This window comes from Curtobacterium sp. SP.BCo, assembly GCF_051903265.1.
Taxonomy (GTDB): Bacteria; Actinomycetota; Actinomycetes; order Actinomycetales; family Microbacteriaceae; genus Curtobacterium.
Window position 1 is genome coordinate 1,047,685 of record NZ_CP194337.1, and the last position, 16,280, is coordinate 1,063,964.

General features: G+C 70.5%; 13 protein-coding genes and 1 pseudogene. 9 read left to right on the top strand and 5 right to left on the bottom strand.

Going from position 1 to position 16,280, the window contains the following annotated elements; genetic code table 11:
• Positions 1-85 precede the first annotated feature (85 nt).
• Both ACRQ4B_RS05090 and ACRQ4B_RS05095 read right to left on the bottom strand, forming a co-directional pair.
• Positions 86-1,003 (bottom strand): annotated as a pseudogene (locus ACRQ4B_RS05090) (carbohydrate ABC transporter permease); the annotation flags it as partial.
• Positions 1,000-2,364 (bottom strand): ABC transporter substrate-binding protein, encoded by a 1,365-nt coding sequence (locus ACRQ4B_RS05095; RefSeq protein ID WP_439693606.1) that lies wholly within the window; start codon positions 2,362-2,364, stop codon positions 1,000-1,002. The pseudogene ACRQ4B_RS05090 and the gene ACRQ4B_RS05095, both read right to left, overlap by 4 nt.
• Before the next feature lie 192 nt (positions 2,365-2,556).
• Between ACRQ4B_RS05095 and ACRQ4B_RS05100 the strand changes: the two genes are divergently transcribed.
• Positions 2,557-3,714, top strand: a complete 1,158-nt coding sequence (locus ACRQ4B_RS05100; protein WP_439693607.1) for a baeRF2 domain-containing protein — start codon at positions 2,557-2,559, stop codon at positions 3,712-3,714.
• Positions 3,715-3,819: 105 nt separating this feature from the next.
• Here ACRQ4B_RS05100 and ACRQ4B_RS05105 read toward each other — a convergent pair whose 3' ends face one another.
• Positions 3,820-4,968: an MFS transporter gene (locus tag ACRQ4B_RS05105; protein ID WP_439694354.1), complete on the bottom strand. Its 1,149-nt coding sequence runs from the start codon at positions 4,966-4,968 to the stop codon at positions 3,820-3,822.
• Between the two features lie 120 nt (positions 4,969-5,088).
• Between ACRQ4B_RS05105 and ACRQ4B_RS05110 the strand changes: the two genes are divergently transcribed.
• On the top strand, positions 5,089-5,790 hold the full coding sequence (locus ACRQ4B_RS05110; protein WP_439693608.1) for a GntR family transcriptional regulator: 702 nt from the start codon (positions 5,089-5,091) through the stop codon (positions 5,788-5,790).
• A gap of 157 nt (positions 5,791-5,947) precedes the next feature.
• Here the strand turns inward: ACRQ4B_RS05110 and ACRQ4B_RS05115 are convergent, their stop codons facing one another.
• Entirely contained in the window at positions 5,948-6,100 is a 153-nt protein-coding gene (locus ACRQ4B_RS05115; protein ID WP_439693609.1) for a hypothetical protein, read from the bottom strand.
• 228 nt (positions 6,101-6,328) lie between these two features.
• Between ACRQ4B_RS05115 and ACRQ4B_RS05120 the strand changes: the two genes are divergently transcribed.
• The 7 genes from ACRQ4B_RS05120 to ACRQ4B_RS05150 all read left to right on the top strand — a co-directional run bounded on the left by ACRQ4B_RS05120 (position 6,329) and on the right by ACRQ4B_RS05150 (position 15,345).
• Entirely contained in the window at positions 6,329-7,432 is a 1,104-nt protein-coding gene (locus ACRQ4B_RS05120) for a LacI family DNA-binding transcriptional regulator (RefSeq protein WP_439693610.1), read from the top strand.
• 399 nt (positions 7,433-7,831) lie between these two features.
• Entirely contained in the window at positions 7,832-9,562 is a 1,731-nt protein-coding gene (locus tag ACRQ4B_RS05125) for an ABC transporter substrate-binding protein (protein ID WP_439693611.1), read from the top strand.
• Positions 9,559-10,539, top strand: a complete 981-nt coding sequence (locus ACRQ4B_RS05130; RefSeq protein WP_439693612.1) for an ABC transporter permease — start codon at positions 9,559-9,561, stop codon at positions 10,537-10,539. Before ACRQ4B_RS05125 ends, ACRQ4B_RS05130 begins: the two co-directional genes overlap by 4 nt.
• Complete coding sequence (locus ACRQ4B_RS05135) at positions 10,536-11,477, top strand: ABC transporter permease (RefSeq protein WP_439693613.1); 942 nt, start codon at positions 10,536-10,538, stop codon at positions 11,475-11,477. The genes ACRQ4B_RS05130 and ACRQ4B_RS05135 overlap by 4 nt, the downstream gene beginning before the upstream one ends.
• A complete protein-coding gene (locus ACRQ4B_RS05140) occupies positions 11,474-13,249 on the top strand; it encodes an ABC transporter ATP-binding protein (RefSeq protein ID WP_439693614.1) in 1,776 nt (591 codons plus the stop codon). The genes ACRQ4B_RS05135 and ACRQ4B_RS05140 overlap by 4 nt, the downstream gene beginning before the upstream one ends.
• Positions 13,246-14,112, top strand: coding sequence for an alpha/beta fold hydrolase (locus ACRQ4B_RS05145; RefSeq protein WP_439693615.1), 867 nt, complete (start codon positions 13,246-13,248; stop codon positions 14,110-14,112). Before ACRQ4B_RS05140 ends, ACRQ4B_RS05145 begins: the two co-directional genes overlap by 4 nt.
• A gap of 27 nt (positions 14,113-14,139) precedes the next feature.
• Positions 14,140-15,345 (top strand): glycoside hydrolase family 1 protein, encoded by a 1,206-nt coding sequence (locus tag ACRQ4B_RS05150; protein WP_439694355.1) that lies wholly within the window; start codon positions 14,140-14,142, stop codon positions 15,343-15,345.
• On the opposite strand, the gene ACRQ4B_RS05155 is transcribed toward ACRQ4B_RS05150, so the two are convergent.
• A complete protein-coding gene (locus ACRQ4B_RS05155; RefSeq protein ID WP_439693616.1) occupies positions 15,330-16,202 on the bottom strand; it encodes a hypothetical protein in 873 nt (290 codons plus the stop codon). The genes ACRQ4B_RS05150 and ACRQ4B_RS05155 overlap by 16 nt on opposite strands.
• Between the last annotated feature and the right edge of the window lie 78 nt (positions 16,203-16,280).

Below are 16,280 nucleotides of genomic sequence, written 5' to 3' on the forward strand. Positions count from 1 at the left end.
TGGTGACGCGCGTGCGGAGGGCGCGCTGCGCCTCCAGTCCGTCGCGCTTGGCGCGCTTCTTCCGGTCCCGTTCGTCCTTCGGCGGACGGTTCGTCAGCGCGAGGAACGCGAACGACAGGATGAACGCGGCAAGTGCGATGATGACCGCCTGCGCACTCGCGACGCCGTACTCGTTGAACGCGAACGCGTTCGTGTACGCGGCGTAGTTCGGCGTGTACTCGGTGTCGATCGCCGGGGCGACCGTGGAGAGGATCTGCGGCTCGGCGAAGAGCTGCAGCGTGCCGATGATCGAGAAGACCGTCGTGAGCACGAGCGCCGGGGCGATGAGCGGGATCTGGATCCGCCACGCGACCTGGAACGCGTTCGCGCCGTCCACCTTGGCGGCCTCGTAGACCTCGCCGGGGATGGACTTCAGCTGGGCCACGATGATGAGCATGTTGTAGCCGGTGTAGGTCCACGTGACGATGTTCGCGATCGACCAGAGCACGCTGTTCGCGCCGAGGAAGTCCGGCTGCAACCCGATCGACTGCAGCAGCGACACGATCGGCGACAGGCCGGGCACGTACAGGAACGACCAGAGGATCGTGGCGATGACGCCCGGGACGCCGTACGGCATGAAGTAGATCGCGCGGAAGAACCCGGGCCAGCGGGCGCTCGCCGACTCCAGCAGGAGCGCGAGGATCGTGCAGGCGATGATCATCACGGGGACCTGCACGATGCCGAACAGCAGCATGCGGCCGATCGAGGCGACGAAGCCGGCGTCCTGCAGGGCGATCGCGTAGTTGTCGAACCCGGCGAACCGGCCGACGACGCCGTCCTCGCCGAACAGTCCCTCGCGGTCGACGGTCGTGAACGACTGGAACAGCGCACTGATGATCGGGATGATGAACGTCAGCACGAACAGGGCCAGGAAGGGTGCGAGCAGGATCCACGGGGCGCGCTTCTGGGCGACCGTGGCCTTCGTGCTCGTGCGGAAGCCGTTCTTCGGCTGCGTCGTGGTCATCGTGCCGTCCTCACGCTGAGGCCCTTGTCCTTGAAGGACTGGACGATCTCCTTCTGGGCGAGCTCCACCGCGTCGGTGAGCTTCAGGCCGCTGGTGAGCTTGCGGCGGAACTGGTTCTGCAGGCTCGTGAAGGCCGACTGCGTGACCGGCGACCACGACCAGTCGACGTTCTGCTCCTTGGCCGCGGGGACGAAGACGTCCACGTTGTAGTTCTCGCCGGAGAACCACTCGCTCGGCTTCTCGCGCTGCGCCCCGATGTAGTCCTTCGCGGGGGACCAGCCGATGCCGCAGTACTTGATCATGGCGTCGATGCCCTCCTTCGAGGTGGTCATCCACGTGATGAACTCGAGCGCCTCCTTCGGGTGCTTCGAGTTCGCCAGGACCGCCGCCGTGGACCCGCCGATCGCGCTCGAGCCGAAGCCCGTGTCGCCCCACTTCTGCATCGGGGAGACCTTCCACTTGCCCTTGCCACCCTGCACGGACTCGATGAGCGCGTCACCCCAGCTCGCGCTCGTGACGGCCGCGATCTTGCCGCTCGCCGCCGAGGCGTACCAGCCGGGGGAGTACGCGCCGGCGCTGGTGTCGACGAGCTTGTCGTCGATGACGCCGTCGAAGAACTCCGCCACCATGAGGGTCTTGTCGTCGGTCATGTCGACGACCCACTCGTCGCCGTCGACCTTGAACCAGCGCGCGCCGGCCTGCTGTGCGTACGCGGCGAAGGGCGAGGCGTCGGAGACCGGGAACACCTCGAGGTAGTTCTGCGCACCGGTCTTCCGGACCTTCTCGGCGAGCTCACGCCACTCGTCCCACGTCGTCGGGGGCTCACCGCCGGCCTGCTCGAGGATCGCCGTCTGGTAGTAGAAGCCCATCGGGCCCGTGTCCTGCGGGATGCCGTAGACGCCGTCGACGAACGAGACCTGGGCCCAGGCGGCGTCGTCGTACTTCGACTCGTGGTCCTTCGCGCCGTACCGGGCGAGGTCGACGAGGCCGTTCGCGAGCATGAACTCGGGGACCTGTCGGAGCTCGACCTGGCCGATGTCGGGGCCGCCGCCGGCCGCGAGCGCGGAGTACATCTTCTGGTAGCCGCCGCTGTTGCCGCCGGGGATCCAGTTGGCGTTGACCTGGATGTCCGGGTGCGACGCGTTCCACACGTCGCACACCTTCTGCAGGTCCTTCAGCCACGCCCAGTAGGTGAGTTCGACCTTCTGGCCGCTCGCCGCGGCGGGGATGAGGGCCGCCTTGTTGACGTTCGTGGACCCCGGCACGGCGCACCCTGCCAGGAGTCCGGCGGCAGCGGTGCCCAGGCCGAAGCCCAGCAGCTGTCGTCGCGATATCGCGCTTCGGTTCGGTTGTGGCCGCATTGCCTGGACTCCGGTTCGTCGTCGATCGGGGTGCGACCAGCCAACCACAAAACCGAGCAACGCTGTACTTTCGCGCAGACTCTGGGTGTTCGCTCCGCGCCGTGTGCGGCGAGGGCCGCAGGGGTGGAGTGTGGGCCCACACGAAACGTCGGGGTGCGTGACAGCTCCGGCGACCGTCCGAGAGGAGCTGCCATGACGTCGACCAACGCGACGAGTGAACTGCACGGGATCCTGGGACAGCGGCTGGAGGGCGGTGGCACGTGGGCGTGGGCCTACGCCGACGTCTCCGGCAACGTGGAGGACCCCCGACGGCAGGCGGCGCTCAAGCTCCGCGGCATCGAAGAGGCCCTCCGCGCACAGGGCGCCACCGACGACGTCGTGGACGTCATCGCCGGCGAGTTCGAGCAGGAACCGGGTGTGCCGTCGCCCGTCACGCGCTACGTGCTCGTGCACGACGGCGCCGTCGTGCTGAGCGAGGTCCTGCCCGGGCACCTGCACGGAGCCGAGGCCGTCGGCGTCGGGGCGGTCCCCGACCTGGTGCCGCTCGTCGCTCACCGCCCCGTCGACCTGCCGTTCCTGGTCGTGCACGCCGGCAAGGAGGGCGGAGCATTCCGTGCCTACCGGCTCGGCCACGCGCCCGTCTCGCACGACGAGCAGCAGGTCGCCGGCCGGAACGACACCCTGCACTACGCGAAGGCCGGCACCGGGTGGAAGCAGCCGCACTGGCAGCAGCACACCGAGGAGATCTGGAAGCAGAACTCCTCGGAGACCGCTGCCGCCGTGGACGAGGCCGTCCGGACACTCCGCCCCGGACTCGTCGTGGTCGCCGGTGACGTCACCGCGCGCGAACTGCTCGTCAAGGCGCTGTCCTCGGAGGCCCGTGCGATCACCTCGGTGTTCCCGGGCGACCCCCGCGCCGACGCCGGGTCGAAGCAGGCGTTCGTCGAGCACGTCGAGACCGCGCTCGCCCGCGTCGTCGCCACGCGCCGTCACGACCTCGAGGACCTGCTCCGCACCCACGTCGGACGCGGTGACAACCTCGCGGTGACCGGACTCGGGTCGGTCGTCACCGCGCTGCAGCAGGCGCAGGGGGCGGTCGTCGCACTCGACGCCGTCGCCGTCGGGGACCGCACGCTCCTCGCGCTCGCCGGGGCCCCGTGGGTGGCGACGGCACCGGAGCAGGCAGCCGGGACACCCGTGGTCGGCGCAGTGCCCGCGGTGTGCGCACTCGTGCGTGCCGCGGTGCTGACGGATGCCGAGCTCGTGCTCGTCAACGCCGCGTCGTTGCCCGGTGGCGCGGCGGCCGCGGCGCTCCTGCGTTGGCCCGTCGGCCCGACCGTGCCCGCCTGAGCGCGCTGGGTGCTCTGCGTGCCCTGAGGCTCGCTTCGTGAGCAGAAACGGTCGGGTGCCGTGACGGCACCCGACCGTTTCTGCTCACGGAGTTCGCCCGTTGCCTCAGTCCTGGAGCGTTCGATCGCGGCGGGGGACCAGCGGGAGCGCGAGGAGCGGTAGGACCCCCACGATGGAGAACGACGCCGCGAACCCGAGTGCCCCGACGAGCGCGCCGACCCCGGGCCCGACGGCGCTCGCCGCGATGAACTGGCCGGTGTTCTGCGCGCCGAGCGCCCGGCCCGACCAGAACGGCCCGGCGGCCTCGGCCACCGAGGTGTACGCCAGCCCGTTGTCCGCGACGGTCACACTCGTGGCGACGACCAGGAACACCGCCGCAGCCGCGAGGTGCGTCGCATCCACGAGCGCCAGCAACCCCATCACCACGGCGGCGCTCACCGCGACGATCCGCAGCGGTTCGACCCGGGACCCGGCCCGGTCACTCCACGCACCGACCAGGATCCGTCCGATCGCGCCGACGAACTGGGACGCCCCGACGAGCAGTCCGGCCGCGGGCGTGGACCAACCGAGACCCACGAGCCACACCAGCCCGTACGTCGACAGCGTGAACTGCGGCACCACGAGCAGGATCGACACCGCGTGGATCCGCCACAGGAAGCCGTTCGTCCGGTACGGGTTGGTGACGTGCTCGACGGGGGCGTCCGCCCGGGCCGGCCGGGGCGGGTTCGCGATGCCGACCGCGCACAGCACCGCGAGCACGGCGCACAGGACGATCGGCAGGACGAGGGCGGCGCGGATGCCGTCCGTCTCGGCGAGCTGCGGCACCGTGACGGCCGCGAGTGTGACGCCGAGCGGTTGCGACATCTGCCGGATGCCCATCGCCAGGCCCCGCCGCTCCTTCGGGAACCAGCCGACCACGACGCGACCGCTCGCCGCGTTCGTCGACGCACTCGTCATGCCCCCGGCGAGGAACGCCAGGCCGAGCAGCACCGGGTCGCCCGCGGCCGCCCACGCCCCGACGACGGCGAGGGTGGTGAGCACGAGGCCACCGGCGATGACGAGGCGCTCGCCGAACCGGTCGGTGATCGCGCCCCAGGCGATGAGGGTGAGGACCATGCCGAACGTCGGAGCCGCGGCGAGCAGGCCGGCGAGGGTGAGTGACGTGCCCCGGGCGTGCAGGTACGGGATGAGCAGCGCGGGGGCGGACACCACGAGGGTGCCGGCTGCCTGGGCGGCGACGCCGAGGGCGAGCATCGTCCAGGCGCGGGTGGTGGCGGTGGGCACGGAGGTCGTCACGATCGTTTCATATTCGAATCAAATGGTATACCAAAACGGTATACCATCTGCGTCGCTCCACTACTAGGCTGGATCGCCGTGACCGAGACGACCGATGCAGCGCCCGTGTCGCAGACCAGTCAGCTCTACGACAACCTGCGCGCCGCGATCCTGACCCTCGAGATCGCGCCAGGGGAGCGCATCTCCGAGCGGGGCCTCGAGGCACGGTTCCACGCCTCCCGCACCCCGGTCCGAGCGGCACTCTCACGGCTCGAGCGCGAGGGGCTCATCCTGCACGAGGGCCGCTCGTGGACGGTCACCCCGATCGACCTCGACGAGATCGCCTCCCTCGCCGAACTCCGCGGCGTCCTCGAGCCCGCGGCCGCCCGGCTCGCCGTCGAGCGTGCCTCTGCGGAGCAGCTCGCCGAGGTCCGCGCGCACCTCGACTCCCTCCGACCCACCCCCGACCAGCAGTCGGGCATCCGGATGGGATCGACGTTCCATCTCGACCTCGCCGCACTCGGCGGCAACCGGTTCATCACCGACGCGATCGCCGACGCACTCACCCGCCTCGAACGGACACGGTGGATCGAGGTCCGCACGCCGGAGGCCCGCGACGCGGCGTGGGAGGAGCACAGCGCGATCATCGACGCCGTCCGCTCCGGCGACGGTGACCGCGCCGCGGAACTGCTCGCTGCGCACGTGGCGGGGACCAACGACCGGCTGCTCGCGTGGATCGCCCAGGAACGGCGACGCCTCCGCGGGGCCGGCATGGCGATCGTGGGCAGCACCGAGCGCTGACGCGCGGCCAGCGCAGAGCCCCGGGGCCCGCGCAGAGCGCTGCGGCCCGCGCGGACGCGACCGCCGGCCCTGGACGTGACCGGTCTCCGCGAGGCATGGCGCGGGACGGGCCCGCACCGTGCCTCCAGGCCGGGTGTTGCTGAGCTGGACGTGAGGCCTACGGTGTCGCGCGGTCCTCCGCGGAGTCGAGCTCGTCGAAGATCCAGGCGGTCCCGCCCTCGGAGTGGTCGAGCAGCGCGCTCTTGACCTCTTGTTCGTCGGTGGAGAGCTTCTGCGCGAGCTTGCTCCCGGAACGAGTCGACTGCGACATGGTGCGGTCCTTCCCCTGCGTGTGGGCATCGTGATCGGTGCGGGCACACGGCCCGCCGGTGCGCTTCCTCACGGGACGTACTGAGGTCGCACCAGTGTGCGGTCGCTGTCCGCATCACGCAAGGGATTTCCGGCACATGTGGAAAAGTCCCGGCAGGCACCATGCCTAGGATGGTGCGGCCGCGCGGCTCGCGGCACGCGAGCAGCGGACGTGGACGGGAGGCACGGCTTGGCCGAGCAGCGCACCGCACCTCCCACGGTCTACGACGTGGCGAGTGCCGCGGGGGTCTCGATCGCCACGGTGTCGCGCGTGCTGCGCACGCCCGACGCGGTCCGCGAGGGCACCCGCGACAAGGTCCAGGCGGCGATCCGCACCCTCGGCTACGTGCCGTCGGGCAACGCCAGGGCCCTCGCCGGCAAGCGGACCGGCGTTGTCGGACTGCTGCTGCCCGGGTTCGACGTCGTGCCGGACGAGCGACCCGACCTCGTGACCGACGGTGGCGTCCGTGTCGTCGACGACCGGCGGCACGTCACGCAGCCCTTCTCGTCCAACCTGTACTTCGACGAGGTCCTCCGCGGCGCCGAGACCGAGGCGTGGCAGCGGGGCCTCGCGCTCATGGTCGCGGCGGGGCGCGGATCCTCCCGCGACGTCATCGTGAACGACGTCGCCGGCCGGGTCGACGGACTCGCGGTCCTCGCGCAGACCGTCCCCGACGACCTGCTGGAGCACGTCGCCCGGCGCATCCCGGTCGTGGTGCTCGCCGACGACCGCCGGTCGCACGGGTTCGACTCGGTGAGCGTCGACAACGCCGCCGGCATGCGCACCCTGGCGTCGCACGTCATCGGGCGGCTCGGTGTCCGCTCGCTCGCGTACCTGGCCGGACCGATCGACTCGCCGGACGACATGGAACGTTCGGCCGGGTTCCGCCAGGCGCTCGACGACCACGGGCTGCCGGCGTCGTCCGTCCGGGTCGTGCACGGCGACTTCGGGCGGGTGCGGGCGCGGGAGCTCGCGGCCCAGCTGCTCGACGGGGACGCCGTCCCGCGGGCGATCGTCTGCTCGAACGACCAGTCCGCCCTCGGGGTGCTCGACGCCGCGGCCGCCCGGGGTGTGCGGGTCCCGGAGGAGCTGGTCGTCACGGGGTTCGACGGCATCGACGCGGGGCGGTTCTCGGCGCCGCGGCTGACCACGGTGCACCAGCCGATGGGGGAGCTCGGGCGGGCGGCGGTCCGGGCGATCGTCGACCGATTGGAGCGGCGCGACGGGCCACCGCGGGCGATGCGGCTGCCGGTCGAGGTGCTGCTTCGGGAGAGTTGCCCGCCGGCGTTGTAGGCGCGCGACCTCGGACCGTGCGGGGTCCGGCGGCGTCCGTCGCGCCAGTGTGCGAGGTCCCGCGCAGTGTGCGGGCCTCGTGCGCTCGCACGCCGGGTGGAACCTTGCACGCTGCGCTCGCGGCCTCGCACCGTGCGAGCTCGCCCACCGCCGCTCTGCACGGTGCGAGGTTCGACGGCGACCGTCCCCCGTGTGCGAGGTCCCGTGCAGTGTGCGGGCCTCGTGCGCTCGCACGCCGGGCGGAACCTCGCACACTGCGTTCGCGGCCTCGCACCGTGCGACCCCCGACCCCCGACCCCCGACCCGTGCCGCCCCGGTTCACAAACCACCCGGTTGCGGAACGCCATGTAAGCGCATACATTGTCTCCGTACCGACTCGACACGGAGGTCGACCGAGCAATGACGCTTCCCCCACAGCGCGTCCCAGAGCGCACCCCGGGCACCCGCCGGGGCCGGCGCGGCCGCCTCATCGCGGCCATCGCCGGCATCGCGGTCGTGGCCCTCGCGGCCACCGGCTGCAGCATCCAGGTCCGATCCCAACCGGACCCCAGCATCGGCAAGGACACGATGCTCATCAACGCGGACCACGGCAACCCGCTGTTCGACCGCAACTTCAACCCGTACATCGCGAACGCCCGCACCGCGAGCAAGTGGATGTACGAGCCGCTCATCGAGGTGAACCCGCTCGACGGCAAGCGGAACCCCTGGCTCGCGAGCTCCTGGACCCAGCCGGACGCGAAGACGATCGACATGACGATCCGCAGCGGCGTCGAGTGGTCGAACGGCGACCCGTTCACCGCGGGCGACGTCGTCTTCACGTTCGACCTGCTGAAGAAGTTCCCGGCGATGGACGTCAAGGGCGCCTGGCAGCACATCGACACGATCGAGCGGAAGGGCGACCACGTCGTCTTCCACCTCAAGAGCGAGGACGTCCCGAGCCTGACGATCATCGGGCAGACGTACATCCTCGGCGAGCAGCACTGGGGCAAGGTCAAGGACCCGACGACCTACCGCGACCCGAACCCGGTCGGCACCGGGCCGTTCGTGCTCGGGAACTACACCGACCAGCAGTACTCGATGGACAAGAACCCGCGGTACTGGCAGGCGGAGAACATCGTCATCAAGCACCTCATCCTGCCCGCGACGAACACCCAGCTCGACACCGTCACGCGCGGCTACGACTGGGCCTACTCGTTCATCTCCGACGTCAAGGGCACGTGGGGTGCGGCCTCGAAGACGAACACGTACTGGTTCCCGCCGGGCGGGGTGATCGGCCTCATCCCGAACCTGACGAAGGCGCCGTACAACGACGTCAACGTCCGCCGGGGCATCTCCCTGGCGATCGACCGTGACGGCATCGCGGAGACCGCGACCGAGGGCAACCTCAAGGCCGCGGCGCAGACCGGGCTGATCCTGCCGAACCAGGAGCAGTACGTGAACGACGCGATCCCCGACAAGGGCGTGATCACGCAGGACACGAAGGCCGCGATCGCCAGCTTCGAGAAGTCCGGCTACACCGTGCAGGACGGCAAGATCGTCAAGGACGGCAAGCAGCTCGAGATCACGATCATGACCGCGAACGGCTACTCCGACTGGCTCCGTGCCGCGCAGGAGGTCCGCCGCAACCTCACCGCCATCGGCGTCAAGGTGACGATCCAGGCCCCGCAGCCCGCCGGTTACCAGCAGAACATCAACAACGGCACGTTCGACATGGCGATGGGCGGCATGGGCAACGGGGACGTCTACCAGGCGTTCAACTCCCTGCTGAGCAGCGACTTCTACCAGCCGGTCGGCAAGTCGACGGTCAACAACTACGAGCGCTACAAGAACGCCGACACCCAGAAGCTCCTCGACGAGTACAAGGCGACGACGGACACCGCGAAGCAGCAGGAGATCCTCGACCAGCTGCAGGAGATCGTCTACAACGACCTGCCCGTCATCGGGATGTACTACGGCGGACTCTGGGGGCTCTTCAACACCGGCAAGTTCGTCGGCTGGCCGAGCGCGAAGGACCCGTACATGGCCCCGCAGAACTACGACTCGGCCCCGCTGCTCATCTTCTCCAAGCTGCGACTGCGTGACAGCGCCGCCGGGCAGAAGATCCTGAAGGACGCAGAGGACAACCAGTGAAGTACATCCTCCAGAAACTCGTCCTCTTCGTCCTGACCCTCTGGGCCGCGGTCACGCTGAACTTCGTGCTCCCGCGTCTCATGCCGGGCAGCCCGACCGACGCCGCCCTGGCGAAGCTCAGCCAGAACGGCCCGGTCACCGACGCCACCAAGAAGGCCATCGAGGCGCAGCTCGGCGTCCCGACCGGCAATCTCTGGGACCAGTACGTCAGCTACCTGCACCGGGTCGTGACGCTCGACTTCGGCACGAGCTACACGTTCTACCCGCAGCCGGTCGGCGACCTCGTCGCGCGGGCCCTGCCGTACACGCTGATCCTCGTCGGCGTCGTGACGATCCTCGCGTTCGTCCTCGGCACCCTGATCGGCGTCGGTGCGGCGTGGAAGCGCGGCACCTGGCTCGACTCGCTGCCGACGCTGTCGGGGAGCTTCATGTCGACGTTCCCGTACTTCTGGACGGCGCTCCTGCTGCTGTTCTTCCTCGGGTACGTGGCGCACTGGTTCCCGACGACGGGCGCCTACTCGGCGACGACCACCCCGGGCCTGAGCGGGGCGTTCATCGGCGATGCCCTGCAGCACGCGGTCCTGCCGGCGGTCACGATCCTCGTGACGAGTCTCGGCGGCTGGATCATCGGCATGCGCAACGCGATGATCAACACCCTCGGTGACGACTACGTGACCTTCGCCGAGGCGAACGGCCTCCGCGGCCGCACGGTCGCCATCCGGTACGCGGCCCGCAACGCGATCCTGCCGAACCTGACCGGCTTCGGTCTGGCACTCGGTGGTGTCGTGGGCGGCTCGGTCCTCGTCGAGCAGGTGTTCGGCTACCCCGGCATCGGCTACCTGCTGTTCAACGCCGTCATCGGCCAGGACTACCCGCTCATGCAGGCACTCTTCCTGATGATCACCGTGTCGGTGCTCATCGCCAACTTCATCGTGGACGTCCTCTACGGCGTCCTGGACCCGAGGACGCGCCGATGACGAACAACGCGACCGTCGCAGTACGGACCCAAGACAAGAACGAACCCCAGGCCCCGAGCAAGCTCCGATCGGCAGCACGGCAGTTCGGCGTCGTCTGGAGCAACACCAAGGCCCGGATCGGCATCATCATCCTCGGCGTGTTCGTCGTCGTGGCCATCGCCGCACCGCTCCTCGCCCCGTACGGCGGCAGCCAGAACGGCTTCCCGCGGAGTGCGGACGCGAGTGCAGCGCACTGGATGGGCACGACCGCCGCGGGCGAGGACGTCCTGTCCCAGCTCATCTACGGCGCCCGGATCTCCGTGCTCGTCGGCGCCGTAGCGGGCCTGCTGTCCACGCTCGTCGCCGTCGCGATCGGCCTCAGCTGGGGCTACGTGCGCGGCTGGATCGCCGAGGTCATCGGGTTCATCGTGAACCTCTTCCTCGTCATCCCCGGGCTGCCGCTGATGATCGTCATCGCGGCGTACCTGCAGAACGGCGGCATCGCGGTGATCATCGCGGTGATCGTGGTCACCGGCTGGGCCTGGGGCGCTCGCGTCCTGCGCAGTCAGACGCAGTCGCTCCGTGGTCGCGACTTCGTGACCGCGGCGCAGTTCTCCGGCGAGGGTGCGACGCGCATCGTGTTCCGCGAGATCCTGCCGAACATGACGAGCCTGATCGTCGGCTCGTTCTTCGGCGCGGCCACGAGCGCGATCCTCGCCGAGGCGGGCCTCGAGTTCCTCGGGCTCGGCGACTCGTCGATCGTCAGCTGGGGCACGATCCTCTACTGGGCGCAGAACTCCAACGCGTTGCTCACCGGTCAGTGGATCCTGCTGTTCGCCCCCGGCCTCTGCATCGCCCTGCTGGCGATGAGCCTCACCCTGATCAACTTCGGCGTCGACGCCGTGTCCAACCCGCGGCTGCGCGAGGGCGCGCGCCGCACGAAGGAGAAGACCGCATGAGCGGCTCGCGATCGCAGGCAGCTGACGGCCTGGAGGCGCGGGACGGCGCCGCCACGCGCCTCCCGGCTGCAGACGGTGACGTCCTGCTCGACGTGCGCGACCTGTCGGTCGTGTACGAATCGGCCGGGCAGACGGCCGTGCAGGCCGTCGACCACGTCTCCTTCCAGCTGCGGAAGGGCGAGTTCGTCGGCCTGGTCGGCGAGTCCGGCTCGGGCAAGTCGACCCTCGGCTACGCGCTGACCCGGCTGCAGAAGCCGCCGGCGCGCACCAACGGCGGCAGCATCGTCTTCGGCGGGCACGACATCCGTGACCTCGACGACGAGGCGCTCCGCCAGCAGCGCCAGGGCGGGTTCGCCATGGTCCTGCAATCCGGCATGAACGCGCTCAACCCGGTGCGGACCATCCGGAACCACTTCATCGACGTGTTCAAGGCGCACGGCCACGTGTCGCGCGACCGGTGGGACGCGCGCATGAAGGAGCTCATCGAGAAGGTGAAGCTCCCCACCGCGATGCTCGCCCGCTACCCGGGGGAGCTCTCCGGCGGCATGCGACAGCGCGTCTCGATCGCCCTGGCGCTCTCGCTCGAGCCGCGCCTCATGGTGTTCGACGAGCCGACCACGGCGCTCGACGTGCTCGTGCAGCACGCGGTGATGGACACGATCATCGAGCTGCAGCAGTCCGAGGGCTTCACGGCCGTGCTGATCAGCCACGACCTCGGCATCGTCCTCGAGGCCACCGAGCGCGTGCTCGTCATGCACGAGGGACGCATCGTCGAGGACGGCGGGTCGAAGGAGATCCTGCGCGACCCGCAGGACGAATACACGAAGATGCTGCTGTCGCACTACGCGGACCCGCGGGCCGAGGTCGTGTCCCTGCCCGGGTTCCCCGACCGGTCCCAGCGGTCGGCCACCCGGCAGGAGACCACGTCGTCGTTCAGCACCGTCGGCTCCCGCGAGCGCAGTGCGGCGAAGAACCCGATCGTGGTCGACCACCTCGTGAAGACGTACCCGGCGCCACGCCGCGGCGAACAGCCCGTGCAGGCGGTTCGCGACGTGTCGTTCACCCTCGAGCCGGGGCAGTCCCTCGCGCTCGTCGGGCAGTCCGGATCGGGCAAGTCGACGATCGCGAAGATGCTCACCGGCGTCGAGAACCCCACGAGCGGCACCGTTCGGTTCGGCGACCTCGACGTCGCGCGGCTCGGGCGCCGGGGGCTCCGGGACCTCCGTTCCGAGGTGCAGATGGTGTTCCAGGACCCGTACGCGGCCCTCAACCCGCTGCACACCGTGGAGTACACGCTCACCCGTCCGGTCGTGAACTACACGGGGCTGCGGGGTCGCGACGCCCGGCGTCGGGTGCTCGAACTGCTCGACACCGTGGGGCTCACCCCCGTGGAGCAGTTCGCGCAGAAGCTCCCGCACCAGCTGTCCGGCGGGCAGCGGCAGCGCGTCGTCATCGCCCGGGCGCTGGCGTCCGACCCGCAGGTGATCATCGCCGACGAGCCGGTGTCGATGCTCGACGTGACGCTCCGTGCCGGGGTGCTCGCGCTCCTCGAGGACCTGCGCGAGCAGTGGGGAGTCTCGCTCCTCTACATCACGCACGACCTGCTCAGCGCGCGACTCATCACGGACGACATCATGGTGCTGCACGACGGCGCCGTGGTGGAACGCGGGCGGACGGCCGAGGTGCTGCAGCACCCGCAGGACAGCTACACGATCGACCTGCTCGACGCCGTGCCGAACCCGCGCCGTGCCCTCGCGGAGGGACGACTGTGAACCTGCACGCGTTCCCGGAGGTCGCGCCGTTCGGGCACCTCCCGACACCCGACGACGTCGACGTGGTGGGCATCGACCTGCCCGTGGGTCGACTCACCGCGTACCGGGTCGTCCCGTCCGGTCCCGCCAAGGGCACCGTGCTCATCGTCCCCGGCTACACCGGCTCCAAGGAGGACTGGCGCACGTTCCTGCCGGTCCTCCGCGACGCCGGCTGGACCGCGGTCGCGATCAGCCGCCGCGGGCAGGCCGACTCGGCGGCGCCGGACGACCGTGCGGCGTACTCGCTCGAGCAGGAGGCCGCCGACGTCGTCCGCGTCGCCGCCCTGCTCGACGACGGCGCCCCCGTGCACCTCATCGGGCACTCGCTCGGCGGCGTGATCGTCCGCGCTGCCGCGATCGCCTCACCGTCGTCGTTCCGCGACGTCACGATGTTCTGCTCCGGACCGCACGGCTGGGCGAACCGCAAGGCCGCCGAACGCGCGATCGTCTCGGAGTCGTGCAGCAACCGCGCGCTCTTCGACGCGACGAACCCGCTCTGGGCGGGCCGGCCCGACGAGGAACTCCCCGACGACGTCCGGATGGTCCGCGAGCGCTTCGACCACACGAGCGTGCTCAGCGTGCTCGCCGGCGCCGGAATCCTCGAGGACCCGTCCGACACCACCGGAGCACTCCGCGACACCGGTCTCCCGACCCTCGTGGCGCACGGCGTCTGGGACGGCGCGTGGCCCATCCCGTGGCAGCACGACATGGCCGAGCGGCTCGGCGCCGACTACGCGGTCATCCCGGAGAGCTACCACGGCCCCCAGGTCGAGAACCCGCTCGGCACGGTCGCGGTGTTCGACCAGTTCCTGTCGGCGCACTGACGCCGGACCGTCCGTACGAAAGGACCCATCATCACCACGCTCGCCTTCCCGAAGGGCTTCCTCTGGGGTGCCGCCACCGCCGCGCACCAGATCGAGGGCAACAACGTCAACTCGAACTGGTGGGTGCACGAGCACGAGCCCGACACCACCATCGTCGAACCCTCCGGTGACGCCGCCGACAGCTACCACCGGTACCGGGAGGACATCCGCATCGCGGCCGACCTCGGGCTGAACTCCTACCGGTTCAGCATCGAGTGGGCACGCATCGAGCCCGAGCGCGGGTTCGTCAGCCGGGCCGAGGTCGACCACTACCGCCGCATGGTCGAGGCGTGCCACGAGTTCGGTGTCGAGCCGATCGTCACGCTCATGCACTTCACCGTGCCGCGGTGGTTCGAGCGCGACGGGTTCTGGCGTGCTCCGGACGCCGCCGACCTGTTCGCCCGCTACACGGAGGCCGCGCTCCCGGTCGTCTCGGACGGTGTCCGCTACGTCTGCACGATCAACGAGCCGAACATCGCGGCGATGCTCGCCGGTGGCGAGGACGCCGCCAACCTGGTGGCCTACGGCCTGCCGAACCCGGACCTCGGCGTCGCCGACGCCCTGCTGGCCAGCCACAAGCGGTCGCGCGAGGTGCTGGGCCAGGTGTCGGGCCTCCAGTCCGGGTGGACCATCGCGACCCAGGCGTTCCGGTCCAACGGCGAGCCGGGTGCCGACGAGATGCTCCGCGAGTACGGGTACCCGCGCGACGACTGGTACCTGGAGAACGCCGCCGGCGACGACTTCCTCGGCGTGCAGGCCTACACCCGGACGTTCATCGGGCCGGACGGGCCGCTGCCCGTGGCGGACGACGTCGAGACGACCCTGACCGGGTGGGAGTTCTACCCGGAGGCCTCGGCCGACGGGCTCCGCAGCGCGTGGGAGCTGTCCGGCCACGTCCCGCTGATGATCACCGAGAACGGCATCGCCACCGCCGACGACTCCCGTCGCCGGGCGTACACGCAGGGTGCGCTCGAGGGCATCCACCGCTGCATCGAGGACGGCATCGAGGTCCTCGGCTACCAGCACTGGTCGCTGCTCGACAACTACGAGTGGGCGTCCGGCTTCCGGCCGACGTTCGGCCTCGTGTCGTGGGACCCGGTGACGTTCGCCCGGACGCCGAAGGACTCGGCGCGCTGGTACGGCCGGGTCGCCGCCGCGAACGCGCTCCAGACGGCGGCTCAGCCCGCGTCGTAGGCGGCGAGCAGCAGCTCCTCGGCACGACGCGAGCCGCGCTCGCGGGCGAGGTCGAGCGCGGTCCGGCCCTCGGCGTCCTGCACGTCGAGGGCCGCACCGCGTTCGAGCAGCGCCTCGGTCGTGCCGCGGTTGTCGAACCAGACCGCCGCGTGCAGCGGGGCGAAGCCCCAGCGCGGGTCGACCTCGTCGATGCCCGCCGGGTCGGTGCCGATGCCGTCGAGCGCCAGCGACAGACCGCCGACGTCGCCGTGGGCCGCCGCACGGACCGCGGGCGTCGCCCACTCGACCCAGCCGTCCGGGACCGGACCGTGCCAGCCGTGCGCGGGACGTGCCTCCAGACCGGACCAGTCCTCCTCGTCGACGGGACGGACCTCGATCACGACGTCGCGGAAGTGGACCGCCAGCTCGCCGGTGGGGGAGACCAGCAGGCGCAGCTCCCAGACGTCGGCGTCGACGTGCGCGAGTTCGCCGCGCGAGACGTGCACGTCGCCGCCCAGCAGGTCGAGCGCGTCCGTGTCGGACGGGTCGAGCACCGCGCGGTCGAAGCGGAGCGAGACCCGGGCGTGGTTCCAGCGGCGCCAGAGCCCGTCCGGGGTGTCGAGCACCTCGTCGTTGCGGATCACGAAGGCCGCGTGCACGGTGTGGGTCGGCGTCGCGTCGATCCCGGCGTCGCCGTGCCGCCCGGCCTGCTCCGTGCGCCAGCTCTGGACGCGGGCCTCGTTCCACGTGACGGACGCGAGGGCTGCGACGGAGGGCGGGGCGTCGGACACCAGACGCGCGAGGTGCTCCGGGTAGCCTTCGACGTCCTCGAGGGAGACGTACCCGACCGCCGGCCAGCCCACTCGACTCCATCGCACGGGTCGAGCGTACCGGGCCGTTCACATCTCCCGTGCCGTGCATACGGGGGATTCGTCGTCGGCCCGGCAGCCTCGGCA

Bases quoted from the DNA above. Each gene is read 5' to 3' on its own strand.
- ACRQ4B_RS05095 (WP_439693606.1), bottom strand. From the start codon at position 2,364: ATGCGGCCACAACCGAACCGAAGCGCGATATCGCGACGACAGCTGCTG.
- ACRQ4B_RS05100 (WP_439693607.1), top strand. From the start codon at position 2,557: ATGACGTCGACCAACGCGACGAGTGAACTGCACGGGATCCTGGGACAG.
- ACRQ4B_RS05105 (WP_439694354.1), bottom strand. From the start codon at position 4,968: ATGCTCGCCCTCGGCGTCGCCGCCCAGGCAGCCGGCACCCTCGTGGTG.
- ACRQ4B_RS05115 (WP_439693609.1), bottom strand. From the start codon at position 6,100: ATGTCGCAGTCGACTCGTTCCGGGAGCAAGCTCGCGCAGAAGCTCTCC.
- ACRQ4B_RS05125 (WP_439693611.1), top strand. From the start codon at position 7,832: ATGACGCTTCCCCCACAGCGCGTCCCAGAGCGCACCCCGGGCACCCGC.
- ACRQ4B_RS05135 (WP_439693613.1), top strand. From the start codon at position 10,536: ATGACGAACAACGCGACCGTCGCAGTACGGACCCAAGACAAGAACGAA.
- ACRQ4B_RS05140 (WP_439693614.1), top strand. From the start codon at position 11,474: ATGAGCGGCTCGCGATCGCAGGCAGCTGACGGCCTGGAGGCGCGGGAC.